This window comes from Agrobacterium larrymoorei (assembly GCF_030819275.1).
Lineage (GTDB): Bacteria > Pseudomonadota > Alphaproteobacteria > Rhizobiales > Rhizobiaceae > Agrobacterium > Agrobacterium larrymoorei_B.
The window spans coordinates 654,668-668,777 of sequence record NZ_JAUTBL010000001.1 but is presented as its reverse complement, the minus strand read 5'-3'; the positions used below and the strand labels follow the sequence as shown (position 1 = coordinate 668,777).

The following is a 14,110-nucleotide window of genomic DNA, read 5'->3' as shown; positions in this document are numbered from 1 at the left end:
GGATTTTCACAAGGCAACATGCGTCGATTGAAAGAATTAGAGCGTCCTTTGTGCGGTCTTACGGACGCACGGCACTCTAGACAGGAACACGATGCGACCGAAAAACGATAGTCTCCCTGCAGTCTTCATCTCTTCGTTGCGCAATCGCAAGAACCGGCGATGTCTCGACCCCGTATCGACGCAGGAGACTTCACCCGTCGTTGCCTCCTACAATGTCCACAAGTGTATCGGTCGCGACGGTAAGTTTGACCCCGATCGCATCTGCAAGGTCATTCACGAGTTGCGCGCCGATGTGGTTGCGTTGCAGGAAGCCGATAGCCGATTTGGTGAGCGAACCGGTCTGCTTGATCTCGGGCGGCTTGAGCGGGATTGTGGGCTGACCCCGGTGCAGGTGGCCGGTGCCAGCAAGGCTCATGGGTGGCATGGCAATGTCGTGCTGTTTCGTGAGGGTGCTGTCCGCGATGTGCACACCGTCAAGCTGCCTGGGTTGGAACCCCGCGGCGCGCTCGTGGTGGAGCTGGACTTGAAGCTTGCGGGAACGGTTCGAATCATTGCGGCGCATTTCGGGTTGCTGCGTCATTCACGCGCGCAGCAGGCGAAAGCGCTGGTGGAGTTGCTGAACAAGCGCGAGGCGCAGCCAACCGTTTTGATGGGCGATTTAAACGAGTGGCGTTTGGGCAATGGCTCATCGCTCAATACCTTTCGCGAGGCCTTTGGGACATTGCCGCCTGCGGTGCCGAGTTTTCCTTCGGGACTTCCCGTTCTCGCGCTTGATCGTATCATCGCAAATCGCGAAGGCATGATCGAAAAGGTCGAGGCCCATGACAGCGCGTTGGCGCGTGTGGCGTCCGACCACCTGCCGCTCAAGGCGACGATCAACGCAGATGTTCTCAAGATGTCTGCCGCTGGCTAGATCGCTGCGGGTTTTCAAACGGACAACCGAGTGCCAATTCTTCCGTCTCTGAACATCAGCCTGTCCGAACGCCGCCTGGTGTTCAATCACCGATGCGACGAGGCAAATGATATTCACCTCAAGAATGCGGTATCTGGGTGCCCTTATCCCGCCCAAATGAACTTCTAGTCCATCATGGGGTTGGGGTGATTGAAGAGATTCTCCAACGGTCTTGAACAGGCTCGATCAATTCGTGGAACCATTTTGAGTGTGCGCAATTGAATGTCCGACAAAGACTTCAGGGCTGTTGGGTCACAGAATAAAACAGGAGAAAACAGATGAAAAAGACTTTTGCCGTTACGTTCGCTGCCATGACACTTGGACTGAGCGGTCCGCTTAGCGCAGTCGCAGCCGATCTGGCGCCGTACCGCGAAACCTACCAGGACAGCGATGACCGTAATGGCGTTAAGATCGGCTATCTGACCTGCGACGTTGGCGGCGGTGTCGGCTACGTGATCGGTTCGGCCAAGGAACTGGAATGCACCTTCAAGTCCACCGTAGGCGCACGCCGCACCGACAGCTACACCGGTGTGATCCGCAAGATGGGTGTTGATCTTGGCTTCACCACCCAGGGCAAGCTTGTCTGGGCAGTGTTTGCTCCGACGGCTGGTTATCACCGCGGCTCGCTCTCTGGCCTTTATCAGGGCGCGACCGCTGAAGCCACCGTTGGCGTCGGCGTCGGTGCAAACGTTCTCGTTGGTGGCACTGCCGGCTCCATCCAGCTGCAGACCATCAGCGTTACCGGCCAGGTCGGCCTGAATGTTGCTGCGACGGGCACCTCGGTTACCCTGACGCCTGCCAACGGCTGATCGGCATCATCGCGGCCACGTCAAAATGCCGCATGATCAACAATCGCCCTCTTCGCTATCATAGCGGGGAGGGCGTTTTCGTTATCAGACCAGAGAAATCCCATGAAGCCAATCTTGTCGCTCGCCGTTGCTGTTCTTTTGCTGTTGACGACTGGGGCTTATGCCGATGGCGATCCGGCGGCGGGTGAACGCGCCTTCGGCAAATGCTCAAGCTGTCACAACGTCGATACGCCCCGGACGCGTCTTGGACCACATTTGATGGGCGTCGTGGGAAGGCCAGCGGGGTCCGTTTCCGATTATCCGAATTACTCGCAGGCTATGAAGGATGCCGGGGCAGGCGGTCTGGTTTGGAATGAAGATGCGTTACGGGAGTTTCTCTCGAGCCCGAAGAAGAAGGTGCCGGGTACTGCGATGCGATTCTACGGCCTCTGGAGTGAAGCGGAGATCGACAACATCATCGCCTATCTCAAGACAAAGCCGGCTCCCTGAGCCAGCCATTATCGTGATGCGAGAATGGTCTTCCGCTTCATCGAGAGCCATGGAATAGACGCGGCTCGCCAATTCGAAGCTGTAACCGCCTCTTGCAAAAGCCGAGATTTCCTTGTTCATCCGCTTCTCGTCGACCTCATCTTCACGGCGAAACGGACCAAAACGCCTCTTCCTGGCCAGCACCACGGCCGCGTAAAGATCGTCGCTCGCTTCAAGAGCCTGGGCCGCGATGTCCTTGCTGACGCCTTTCTGGTTCAGCTTCTGCGCAATCGCCCGCTTGGACTTCCCACTGCGCACGGCAGAGCGAGTGGTGATTTCGGCAAAGGCATTATCGTCCAGCGCCTTGATTTCATAGGCAAAACGCACGGCAGAGTCGGCCAGTGCGCGGATCTGTTCTGCGGAAATGTCGTCGAATTTTTCTTTGGCCTTGCGGGAAATGGCATCGAAAAGCTGCCGCTCCGTCATCATCCGTCTTTCCAGCCGGTAGATCGTGGAATTCCTGGCCCATGTCAGCATGCGGCTTGTGGGAGCGGTCTCGGTCGGCTCGTCGCTCATATCAGGTCTGCGGCGCCTCGCCCTGCGGGTTCTTAAGAGCGTAGACTCCTACCGGATGCTCGAGCCCGCGCAGCATTTGCGGGCCGATACTGTCGAACTGGCTCTTGTTGTCGATCATCGCGACGAAGTCCTCTGACAGCAGAACACGCCTGTGAACCGTCTTGGTCAGGGTTTCCAGGCGCGAGGCGATATTGACCGCCGGGCCGATCACCGTAAAATCGAGGCGGCTCTTGGAGCCGATATTGCCATACATGACATCGCCCACATGAACGCCGATACCATAACCGAAAGGCTCATGCCCCTTGTCGATATTGCTGGTGTTCAGTTCCTCGAGCGCCAATTGCGCTTCGCGAATGGCGGCGATCAGGTTCGGCCCTGCCTCTCCATTGTTCAACGGGAAGATGGCCAACAGGCCGTCGCCCATGAATTTCAGGATCTCGCCGCCGTGCTTCTCGATGGGTTCTGCCAGCGCATCGAAATAGCCGTTGAGCAATTCGATGACGTCGTCACGAGGCCAGAGGTCGGAAATGCGGGTAAAGTCGCGCAGATCGCAGATCATGATCGCGGCGCTGACCGTATTGCCGCTGCCGCGACGCGTCGCGCCCTCCAAAATTTCCTGGCTGGCATGCGGGCCGACATAGGTTTCCAGCAAAGTGCGGGCCATGCGGTTCTTGAGGCGTATTTCGGAGACGAGCGAGATGGCTGGCACAAGGCTTTTCAGCGTCTGGATTTCGGAGTCTAAAAACCCATTCGGCCGGTCGCTGGCGAAGGTCAGCACATGGCGTTTGCCGAATGTGTGCTCAAGCGGCCAGGCGACATACTCCGTCAACCCTTCTTCGCGCAAATCCCGATAGATCTGGTAGTCCGGCTCGATGGGGCCTGGGAGGTAGAGCGCTTGCCGGACCTCGTTCGCGCCCTTGTGAATGTCATAGAGCGGGCTGTTCAAATATTCCGCCGTCGTTTCGCTACCATAGGCATAGGTCGCAAACTCGGCTTCCGTTTCGCCTTGGTTCCACAGGATGCGCGCGCCGCGCCATTGGGGGTGCTGCACCAGAAAATTCAGCGTTGCGCGTGCAATCGAAATACCCTGGCGTCGCAACCGCCCGCACATCTCGACGAAGATGTTGTCGATATAGCGATTGTCGCTCGTCTCCGTCACCAGCCAGTTGAGCACATCGCTTCGCTGATGCGGCCACAGCGCGGTCTGGTCGACAGGGATCGGAAGTTCTACGGTTTCCATAAGAGCCATGTGCTCGCCTCTCCGCCTTTGCATGATTGAAGAGGCGGCAGCACTCCCACTTCAATGCAGGGCATTTGGTGCATCATAACGGAAAATGGAAGAGCCGGGAGGATAAGAAATATTGGATATAAAAAAGGGCGCCTGCAGGCGGTCTCCGCCGGCAGGCGCCCTTTTTCGATCTTGAAGGATCGTTTTAGAGAACGGCAGTCAAAGGCAGCTGAAGCGCGTTTGCAACGCGTTTCAGTCGCGACGGATCACTATCCGCGCCCGTTTCGAGCGCCAGAATTTCCTGCGAGGTCAGCCCGCAGGTCAGAGCCAACTGGTCGACAGTGTAACCTGCAGCGTTACGCGCCGAGGCGATTTTGCCTGCAAAAGGGGCGCTGGTTTCATGTCCTGTAAAAGATGTAGAGACGGAAATCGTCATGAGTAATCTCCCTATAATAATGGACACTGAATGTGCCGGCGGCGAATGCCGTCGCGTTGAATTGCATGCGACTGCGCTGCAAAGGAGAGATGAATGTTGCAGCGCAGCAGGGAAAATAGCCATCTTTGCCGCGCTTGCAATAGTTAAATTGCGGTTAACGAATATACCTGTTCGTTGGCGGTTGTGCGGGTTGGTGAAACGAGCCGCGGATCACTGAAAATAGCCGCTGGAACCGCGTCGAAACCCCGAGGGCGGGATACCGGCAATTTGGCGGAATGCCTTGTTGAAGGCGCTGACCGAACCGAAGCCGCTTTCCATCGCGATGCTGAGGATATTGTCCTTGCCGTTGACCAGCATCGCCTGGGCGCGGGAGAGCCGGAGCAGTGTCAGATATTTCATCAGCGTCATGCCGGTCGATTTGCGGAAGACGTTCATCGCGTATTTGGGATGCAGGTTCGCGACCCGGGCAATATCCGTCGCGTCGATATCTTCAAGAAAATTGGCGGCGATGAAATCGCACATCCGCGCCACCGCAACAGAGGCGGCATTGTTCTGGCTGGTCGTTTTCGATGCCGAGGAGGTCGAGGAAATGACGCTGTAGGGTTCCATGAACATGCGCTCGACACGCAGGATCAACTCCTGCACAGCATTCTCGGCCTTCGCCGTGTCACCCGATCTGGCATAGTCCCGCCATCGGGCGAAGTTCTCATCATCGGCCTTTCCCGTCACCTCCGTCAGCATGGTAGCACCGCCCATCAGCATGGCAGAGACGGCGGGTGGAAGACGCATGCGGAAGAAGTGAAAGAGCGGCAGATGCGCGCCGGCGTAAAAGGAATCGTCAGAAGATTCGTCCATCTGATGCGGTTGTCCGCCCCAGAACAGGCACATCTGCCCAGCGCTCATGCGGAACGTATGGTCGCCCATGCGATAGTGGACGCTGCCCGACATCACGTAATTGACCTCCACCTGCGCGTGCCAGTGGGGCATTAGCATGACGGGCGGGTGCGCGTAGAAAAACTGGAGCGTCGTGGGCCATCCCTCGATGCTGCTGGCGCCGGGCTGATAGACGGCTTTTTCCTCGATCTTACTTTTCGACAAATTCAGATTCCCATTTTACGAGACAGATTTCGTCACCCCGCTAATCTGCACATGTTCGCTTAAGAACGGCAATTGAAAAAGGGAGGTTTTCAATGTGCTTTAAAATGACGGGCGTGGCGGTATCGCTCGCTCTGCTTGCGGCTGCGCCCGCTTCCGCGCAAACCACCATCACCATCTGGAGCTGGAACGTTGCCGCATCGGCGCTGAAATCGACCTTGGAGGGTTTCAACAAGGCCAATCCTGACATCAAAGTGGACGTGCAGGATCTTGGCAACAACCAGGTCTATGACAAGGCGCTCGCTGCCTGCGCCGCCGGGGGCGAAGGCTTGCCGGATATCGTAACCGTTGAAAACTTTGAGGCGGAAGTCTTCTGGAGCCGCTTCCCTGATTGTTTCACCGACGTGACGGCGCTCGGCTACACGCCTGAAAAGCAGGCACTTTTTCCAGAGTTCAAGCGCACCGAACTGGAAGTTGAGGGCGTTGCCTATGCCGTTCCGTGGGACTCGGGTCCGGTAGCGGTTTTCTACCGCCGCGACTTCTATGAAAAGGCCGGTGTCGATCCGGCAAGCATCAAGACCTGGGACGATTTCATCGCCGCCGGCAAGAAGGTCATGGAGGCCAATCCAGGCGTTGTCATGACGCAAGCCGACTTCAACGGCGATAGCGAATGGTTCCGCATGATCTCCAACGAGCAGGGCTGCGGTTACTTTTCGACAGATGGCCAATCCATCACCATCAATCAGCCGGCCTGTGTTGCGACGCTGGAAAAGCTGAAGCAGATGAAGGATGCGGGCATCATCACCGCAGCTATCTGGGATGAAAAGATTCAGGCCAACACCGCCGGCAAGGTTGCAAGCCAGATGTATGGCGGCTGGTATGAAGGCTCGATCCGCTCGGGCTCTCCGGACCTGTCCGGCAAATGGGGCGTCTATCCGATGCCGAGCCTGACCGCTGACGGTCCACGCGCGGCAAACCTCGGCGGCTCGTCGCTTGCCATCAGTTCCGTCTCCAAGAACAAGGAAGCGGCCTGGAAATTCGTCGATTACGCGCTGACGACGAATGAGGGCCAGGTGACGATGCTGAAATCCTTCGGTCTCGTTCCGTCGCTTCTGTCTGCCGTCAATGATCCCTTCGTCAAGGAGCCACAACCCTATTGGGGCGGCCAGGCCGTGTGGACGGATATTCTCGCGACCCTGCCGAAGATCAAGCCAAGCAGAGGCACGGCCTTCCAGTCCGATGCGGAAGGGATCTACCGCGCCGTTCAGACGAAATATCTGGCAGGCGGTTACCCGGACGCCAAGACGGCACTCGATGATGCCGCCAAGCAGATCGAATCCGCGACGGGTCTTCCCGCTGCGCAATGATCTCCCAAGCTGAACCAGAGCCGGGCGCCCCTCGCACGGGGCGCCCGGATAGGCTCAGCCTTCATGCTAATCATCATTCGGGAGGTGAAGATGCCCATCAGAACCAGGGTCGCCTATGCGTTTCTCGCGCCCTATCTTCTGATCTTCACGACGTTCTGGCTCTGGCCGATCATCAATTCGTTTCTGCTGTCGTTCCAGAACACGCGCGTCAATCCTTGGCGCTTCGCGCCGTCGATGAACTGGGGACGCCTGATCGGCGATCCGGCCTTCTACAATGCGCTTTACAACACGCTGATCATTCTCGTCATCCAGGTGCCGATCATGATCGCGCTGGCCACCATCATGGCCGTGCTGCTCAATTCTCCGCTTCTGAAAGCAAGACCGCTTTACCGCTTTGCCTTCTTCGCCCCGGTTGTCGTGGGTGAGGTTGCCTATGCTGCCGTCTTCCGTCTGATGTTCAGTGCCGATTTCGGCATCATTAACAAGATGCTCGTGACTGTCGGTCTCTCGCCCATCTCCTGGTTCGACAATGCGACAGCTGCCATGGCGCTGATCATCATCGCCGTGACGTGGCGCTGGGCTGGTTACAACGCCACCATCATCCTGGCCGGACTGCAATCGATCCCTGGCGACGTCTATGAGGCGGCGCGGCTGGACCGGGTCAGCAAACGCCAGCAGTTTTTTCATATCACCCTGCCGCTTCTCAAGCCTATCATCATCTTCTGCATGGTGCTTTCGGTCATCGGCACGATGCAGCTCTTTACCGAGCCTTTCCTCATCACCAATCGCGGCGGGCCGGGTGGTGGCACCGAGACGCTTGGCATCTTCCTTTACCGCCAGGGTTTCACCTCGCTCAATTTCGGTTACGCCTCGGCGATTGCCTATACGATCGCGGCCCTTGCCATCGTCATATCGCTCTTCAATCTCTGGGTCGGGAGGGAGCAGAAATGAGATCGAAATCAAGATCGCTTCTCTGGCAGAAAATCGCGCTTCACGCGGCACTCACACCGCTTGCTCTCATCTGGCTCTTCCCGCTGTGGATGATGGTCGTCTTCTCGACCATGCCGGATCACGGCATCTTCAGCCCGAATATCGAGCTCATCCCGTCAACGCATTTCATCGAGAATTTTCAGAACCTTCAGGCCGATACCGATTTTCTAAGGGCCATGTTCATCTCGATCACCGTGGCGGTGGTCTACACCGTTCTCTCCGTGATGCTGACCTCGATGGCAGGATGGGCGCTCGCGCGCTATCGCTTCGCCGGACGGTCTGTGGTCGTCGCCATCATTATCGGCACGATCACTTTGCCCTATGCGGTCGTCGTCATCCCGCAATTCATCATGGTGGCGCGCGAATTCAAGCTTGCCAACACCTGGGTGGCGTTGATCGTGCCTCCGCTCTTCAACTCGCTTGGCGTGCTCTTCATGCGTCAGTCCTTTTCCATGATGCCCGGCGAGCTGTTCGACGCCGCGCGGGTTGAAGGGGTAAAGGAGTGGCAAATCTTCCTGCGCATCGCGCTTCCACTTGCCCGCCCGACCATGGCCGCTCTTTCGATCATCCTGTTCCTGGCGTCGTGGAACAATTACCTCTGGCCGCTGCTGATCAATTCCCGTCCGGGCATGATGACCGCACCCGTGGCCCTCGGCACGCTGATCGGTCTCACCAAGGTTTCTTGGGGCGGCATCATGGCCGGAGCCGTGCTGCTCACAGCGCCAATCCTCGTCATCTTCGTGGTCTTGCAGCGCCATTTCATCGCCGGCATTTCAGCCGGCGCCGTCAAGTAATCCGGGAGGAGCCGCATGGCGGGACTTTCACTCAAAAACGTCGTCAAACGATATGGTTCGCTGGAGGTAATCCACGGCGCGAACCTGAACATTGAGGACGGCGAGTTCGTCGTTTTTGTCGGCCCATCCGGCTGCGGGAAATCGACCTTGCTGCGCATGATCGCTGGCCTAGAAGATATCTCCGATGGCGAGATCGAGATCGGCGGCAACGTCGTCAACGATGCCGAGCCTGCCGATCGCGGCATTGCCATGGTTTTCCAGTCCTACGCGCTCTATCCGCATATGACGGTTGAAGAAAATCTGTCCTTCGGCCTTCGCATGAATGGCAATCCCAAGGCGGATACGGAAGCGCGCGTTCGGCGTGCTGCAGAAATTTTGCAGATCAACGAGTTGATGCAGCGCAGGCCAAAGCAGCTTTCTGGCGGGCAGCGGCAGCGTGTCGCCATTGGACGTGCCATTGTCCGCCAACCGCAGGTTTTCCTGTTCGATGAGCCGCTCTCCAATCTCGATGCGGAATTGCGCGTCCAGATGCGGGTGGAAATCTCCAAGCTGCACAAGCAGCTCGGCACGACGATGATCTATGTCACCCACGACCAGACGGAAGCCATGACGCTTGCCGATAAGATCGTGGTGCTGCGCGGCGGTCAAATCGAGCAGGTCGGCGCGCCGCTCGATCTTTATGATGATCCCGAGAATCGCTTCGTTGCTGGCTTCGTCGGGTCGCCGAAGATGAATTTTCTGCCGGGCAAGGTCGCTCACGAGACCGCTGAGGGCGTTACGATCACGCTGGACCACGCGCCGGCATTCTCGTTGACCTTGCCGGTTGCGGCGCGGCCTGGGATCGGGGCACCGATAACGCTCGGGATTCGCCCGGAGCATTTCGAGGATGCCGGCAAGGCGGCTGATCTGACGGTTGCCGTGGATGTCGCCGAACATCTCGGCAATACCAGCTACGTCTATGCGCATCTGGCGGAAGAGTTGCCGTTGATTATCGAGCGGCCAGAGTCCCGCCATGTCGGTAAGCTCGACAAACTCACCGTGTCCGTTCCGGCCCGCAAGGCCTTCCTTTTCGACAGCACCGGCACCCGCCTGCGCTGAAGTCATTCTCCCATCCAAAGCAGACGAGGAATATCATGCCCGACCTTCAACCCATCCGCTGGGGCATCATCGGACCCGGTACCATCGCCAAGACCTTCGCCGAAGGCGTCGCCAACTCCACCACCGGCAAGCTTGTCGCAATCGCCACACGCAATCCCGATCGGCCCGGCTTGAGCGACGGCTTCCCCGGCGCCCGCATCGTCAATGGCTATGATGCGCTGCTGTCCGATGCCGAAATTGATGCCGTCTATATTGCAACCCCGCATACCGGCCATGCCGAATGGGCGATAAAGGCGATCCGTGCTGGCAAGCATGTGCTGGTGGAGAAGCCGATTGCGCTTTCTGCTTATGATGCCGACGCGATTTTCCATGAGGCGAAGAAGGCGGGCGTCTTCGCTGGCGAAGCCTATATGTACCGCCTGCATCCGCAGACCGCCAAGATCGTCGAGTTGGTCAAAGGCGGCGCGATCGGCGAGGTGAGGATCATCCGCTCCAGCTTCGGTTTCAGCATGGGCAGCTTCCGCGCCGATCACCGCCTGTTTGCCAATGAGACTGCTGGCGGCGGCATTCTTGATGTTGGTGGCTATCCGGTTTCCATGGCGCGGTTGATTGCCGGTGCCGTTTCAGGGCAGCCTTTCCTGGAGCCCACCAAGGTCTCTGGCGTCGCGCATCTTGGTCAGTCGGGGGTCGATGAATGGGCCTCGGCCGTGCTGAAGTTTCCCAACGAGATCATCGCCGAAGTGTCCTGCTCGATCATGGCGAACCAGGACAATGTGCTGCGCATCATCGGTTCGGACGGGCGCATCGAGGTGCAGGACTTCTGGTTCGCTTCCGGCCACAAGGGCGGTGTCGGCAAGATCGACATCGTCAAGGGCAAGGATCGCCAGACGATCGAGGTTGCCGAAGATCGTTATCTCTACTCATTCGAGGTGGATGTGGCAGGCGAAGCCATTCGCAACCAGTCCCAGGAATTCGCCTATCCCGGCATGAGCTGGGCCGACACGCTTGGAAATCTCCGGGTCATGGATCAGTGGCGCGCCTCGGTGGGACTGGAATATGGCGTGGAGAGTGCGGCCAAGCGTGTTCTGAACATCGCGGGCGGTAAGGTTGCGCCCGGCAGTTCCGTACCCAAGCGTCAGATTCCGGGCGTTGCCAAGCCCGCATCCGTCGTGGCGCTCGGTTTCGAGTTCTTCCCGAACTTCGCTTCCGCATCGCTGACCCTCGACAGCTTCTATGAGGCAGGCGGCAATCTCTTTGACACCGCCTTCGTCTATGGCGGCGGCAAGACGGAAGCGATTTTTGGCGACTGGCACACCAGCCGCAACGTCCCGCGCGAAGACATCGTGCTGATCGGCAAGGGCGCGCATTCGCCGCTTTGCTATCCCGATGTAATTGAAAAGCAGCTCGACCAATCTTTGAACCGGCTGAAGACGGATTATGTAGATATCTATTTCATGCACCGCGACAATACCGATGTGCCGGTCGGTGAGTTCGTCGATGCGATGGATGCCGAAGTACAACGCGGGCGCATCCGCGGCATTTTTGGCGGTTCGAACTGGACGCGCCAGCGCATGGACGATGCAATCGCCTATGCTGAGAAGACCGGCAAGACCGCGCCGGGCGCGCTTTCCAACAATTTCTCGCTGGCCGAAATGCTGGACCCGATCTGGGCCGGATGTGTCGCAGCCTCCGACGAGCCTTGGAAAGAATGGGCTAAAGAGCGCCAGATTCCGAACTTTGCCTGGTCCAGCCAAGGCCGAGGCTTCTTCACCGACAGGGCAGGCCGCGACAAGCGGGACGATGAGGAGATCGTGCGCGTCTGGTACTCCGAGCGCAATTTCGAGCGCCGCGACCGGGCAATCGAGCTTGCCAAGGAGGTTGGTCGTCAGCCGATCCACATCGCGCTTGCCTATGTGATCGCTCAGCCGTTCCCCGTCATTCCGCTAATCGGCCCGCGCACCATTGCCGAGCTGGAAGACAGCCTGTCGGCGCTCGATATCAAGCTCACGCCTGAGCAGGTGCGCTGGCTGGAAGCTTGATTGATAATAAATATCCCGCCGCGGAAACTGCGCGGCCGGATGTCACTTGGATTGCAGGTTGGTGATATCGCTGTCGCCCGGAATGAGCTGCATCGGCCAGACGATGTGCTTGGGCTGTTGCGGATAGAAGCCGCTATAGGCCGGCATGGTCGATAGCAGGGTCTTGCCGACGGAGACGCCGAGATCGCGCAGCGACATGCGGAAACTCGTCAACCTCGGCTCGAGAAACTGGCCGCTCGGGCCCTCGCGAAAGCCGATGACAGCGAGATCCTGTCCAGCGCGAAGTTTCACCTCTGCAAGGCGCCGGTATAGACCGATCGCCATCAACTCGTAAATCAGGATCAGGGCTGTGGGGCGTGGCCGCATCTGCAACCACTCGCTTGCCGCGTGATAGCCACCCTGTTCGCTGGACCTGGCGCGAATGATGAGTTTTTCGTCATAGGGGAGAGACGCGTCCTCCAGACCTTTGCGATAGCCTTCCAGGAAGATGTAGCCGAGATTGATATCGGTATCGGGTGCTGCAAGGGCAATCGATCGGTGGCCGGCCGCCGCAAGGCGAGCCACGGCGGTTCTTGCCACACCTTCGAAATCGAGATCGATCCAGGCGTGATCGGTGCTGGAGCCCGTTCGCCCCAGAGTGACGAAGGGCAGGCGCGTCTGCTTGAGGAAGTCGACGCGCTTGTCGATCCGGCTGGTGGACGAAATAACCATCGCATCGACCATGCGCCTTGCCACCATGCGCTTCAAATACTCGTCGGGATCCTCTTCTGCAGGACAAGGCAGGACGATGAGGTCGAGATTGTGGGTCGAGAAAACACTCTGCAAGCCATCCGTCACGCCCAGGAAAAAGTTGTCGGCGTTTTCGACCGCTTGCGTGTCGGACCCGGTCATCAGGCCGATGACGTTCGTGGCACCCTGTCGCAGGCTGCGCCCGGACTGGTTTGCGACGTAGCCCAGCTTTTCTGCCGCCTCCAAGACTCTGCGACGGGTATCGTCATTCACATCCGGCTTGCCGTTCAAGGCGCGGGATACGGTGCCGATAGAGATGTCCAGATAGTCTGCGAGCTGGCGGATACCCTTCATGCATGTCCTCCCGGCTCCAAACCAGAGAAGCCCTTCACTACGGTCTTGACACATCTAGCACCTTAAGCATAGTCTCGTAAACGTTTACGAAAGCTGGTTCCGCAAAGAGGAGTTTGCGGGCGGCAGGGAGGACAATGTGACATTGAATGCCGTTTTGTGCGGGTGCGGAGCTATGGCCAAAGGCTGGCTGCGCGCGATCGCCTCACATCCAAATTTGCAATCGTCGATCCGCATATGCGGTCTTGTCGATTTGAACGAGAACGTCGCCCAGGCGCTGGCCGACGAGTTCGGGCTCCAAGACGTCGTTATCGGCAGCGATCTCAAAGACGTCCTCACCAAGACCAAAGCTAATGTGGTTTTCGACGTCGTCATCCCTGATGCCCGCTTCGGCGTGGTTGCCACTGGCCTTGCGGCTGGCTGCCATGTGTTGAGCGAAAAGCCGATGGCACCTTCCCTGGAAGAGGCGAAGGCGCTGCTCGAGCTTGCCGAAAGTGCCGGAAAAATCCACGCCATTGTTCAAAACAGACGCTATATCAGAGGGATACGCCGCCTGCATCGCGCCGTTCAGGATGGTGTTATCGGTGAGTTGACCGCCATTCATTGCGACTTCTTTCTGGCGCCGCACTTTGGCGGCTTCCGTGAGGAAATGCAGAATGTGCTGCTGCTGGATATGGCGATCCACACCTTCGATGCCGCGCGTTTCGTCGCCGATCAAAACCCGCTGGCGGTCTATTGCGTGGAGAGAAATCCAGCCGGCTCATGGTACGCCCATGGCGCATCGGCCAACGCGATCTTCGAACTTTCAAATGATGTGGTCTTCACCTATCGCGGCTCGTGGTGCGCCGAAGGCGAGCGGACAAGCTGGGAAAGCACATGGCGGCTGGTCGGATCGAAGGGCATGATCCTTTGGGATGGTGAGGATGGTTTCTCGGCAAACGTAGCGGGAAGCGACGAAGGGCTTCTGCGCGGAACTTCCGCCGTAAACGTTTCTGAAAACGTGAATGAAGAGCAGACGGAAGGGCATGCTAGCGTGCTCTTGTCATTCGTGCGTGCCATCGAAAATGGGACGGTTCCAGAGACCGTCTCCTCCGACAATATCAAAAGCCTGGCCATGGTCATGGGCGCGATTGAAAGCGCCCGCACCGGTCAGCGTGTTCCTATCAAGATTTGAGGTC

Annotated in this window: 13 protein-coding genes and 1 pseudogene; 9 read left to right on the top strand and 5 right to left on the bottom strand. The window is 58.2% G+C overall.

Translation table 11 applies throughout. From position 1 onward, the window contains the following. Positions 1-91: 91 nt before the first annotated feature. The 3 genes from QE408_RS03000 (at position 92) to QE408_RS02990 (ending at position 2,250) form a co-directional block, all read left to right on the top strand. A complete protein-coding gene (locus QE408_RS03000) occupies positions 92-913 on the top strand; it encodes an endonuclease/exonuclease/phosphatase family protein (RefSeq protein ID WP_306928415.1) in 822 nt (273 codons plus the stop codon). Between the two features lie 317 nt (positions 914-1,230). Continuing rightward, entirely contained in the window at positions 1,231-1,761 is a 531-nt protein-coding gene (locus QE408_RS02995) for a DUF992 domain-containing protein (protein WP_306928413.1), read from the top strand. A gap of 102 nt (positions 1,762-1,863) precedes the next feature. Continuing rightward, a complete protein-coding gene (locus QE408_RS02990; RefSeq protein WP_306928411.1) occupies positions 1,864-2,250 on the top strand; it encodes a c-type cytochrome in 387 nt (128 codons plus the stop codon). A gap of 27 nt (positions 2,251-2,277) precedes the next feature. On the opposite strand, the pseudogene recX reads toward QE408_RS02990, so the two are convergent. The 4 genes and pseudogenes from recX to QE408_RS02970 all read right to left on the bottom strand — a co-directional run. Next, positions 2,278-2,805, bottom strand: a pseudogene (recX, locus tag QE408_RS02985) (recombination regulator RecX); the annotation flags it as partial. Position 2,806: 1 nt separating this feature from the next. Then, positions 2,807-4,054: an adenylate/guanylate cyclase domain-containing protein gene (locus QE408_RS02980; RefSeq protein ID WP_306928409.1), complete on the bottom strand. Its 1,248-nt coding sequence runs from the start codon at positions 4,052-4,054 to the stop codon at positions 2,807-2,809. A gap of 184 nt (positions 4,055-4,238) precedes the next feature. Further along, on the bottom strand, positions 4,239-4,469 hold the full coding sequence (locus QE408_RS02975) for a helix-turn-helix domain-containing protein (RefSeq protein WP_306928407.1): 231 nt from the start codon (positions 4,467-4,469) through the stop codon (positions 4,239-4,241). Positions 4,470-4,679: 210 nt separating this feature from the next. Continuing rightward, on the bottom strand, positions 4,680-5,573 hold the full coding sequence (locus QE408_RS02970) for a helix-turn-helix domain-containing protein (RefSeq protein ID WP_306930168.1): 894 nt from the start codon (positions 5,571-5,573) through the stop codon (positions 4,680-4,682). Positions 5,574-5,659: 86 nt separating this feature from the next. Between QE408_RS02970 and QE408_RS02965 the strand changes: the two genes are divergently transcribed. From QE408_RS02965 to QE408_RS02945, 5 genes are all read left to right on the top strand, one after another. Further along, entirely contained in the window at positions 5,660-6,931 is a 1,272-nt protein-coding gene (locus QE408_RS02965) for an ABC transporter substrate-binding protein (protein WP_306928405.1), read from the top strand. Positions 6,932-7,021: 90 nt separating this feature from the next. Then, positions 7,022-7,882, top strand: coding sequence for a carbohydrate ABC transporter permease (locus QE408_RS02960; RefSeq protein WP_306928404.1), 861 nt, complete (start codon positions 7,022-7,024; stop codon positions 7,880-7,882). Beyond that, positions 7,879-8,715 (top strand): carbohydrate ABC transporter permease, encoded by an 837-nt coding sequence (locus QE408_RS02955; RefSeq protein ID WP_306928403.1) that lies wholly within the window; start codon positions 7,879-7,881, stop codon positions 8,713-8,715. The genes QE408_RS02960 and QE408_RS02955 overlap by 4 nt, the downstream gene beginning before the upstream one ends. Before the next feature lie 15 nt (positions 8,716-8,730). Continuing rightward, the gene (locus QE408_RS02950) at positions 8,731-9,813 is read left to right on the top strand and encodes an ABC transporter ATP-binding protein (RefSeq protein ID WP_306928401.1); all 1,083 of its coding nucleotides are present in this window, start codon (positions 8,731-8,733) and stop codon (positions 9,811-9,813) included. Positions 9,814-9,848: 35 nt separating this feature from the next. Further along, positions 9,849-11,852 (top strand): aldo/keto reductase, encoded by a 2,004-nt coding sequence (locus tag QE408_RS02945; RefSeq protein WP_306928400.1) that lies wholly within the window; start codon positions 9,849-9,851, stop codon positions 11,850-11,852. Between the two features lie 42 nt (positions 11,853-11,894). On the opposite strand, the gene QE408_RS02940 is transcribed toward QE408_RS02945, so the two are convergent. After that, positions 11,895-12,935, bottom strand: a complete 1,041-nt coding sequence (locus QE408_RS02940) for a LacI family DNA-binding transcriptional regulator (protein ID WP_306928399.1) — start codon at positions 12,933-12,935, stop codon at positions 11,895-11,897. Positions 12,936-13,071: 136 nt separating this feature from the next. Between QE408_RS02940 and QE408_RS02935 the strand changes: the two genes are divergently transcribed. After that, a complete protein-coding gene (locus QE408_RS02935) occupies positions 13,072-14,106 on the top strand; it encodes a Gfo/Idh/MocA family protein (RefSeq protein ID WP_306928397.1) in 1,035 nt (344 codons plus the stop codon). Positions 14,107-14,110 lie beyond the last annotated feature (4 nt).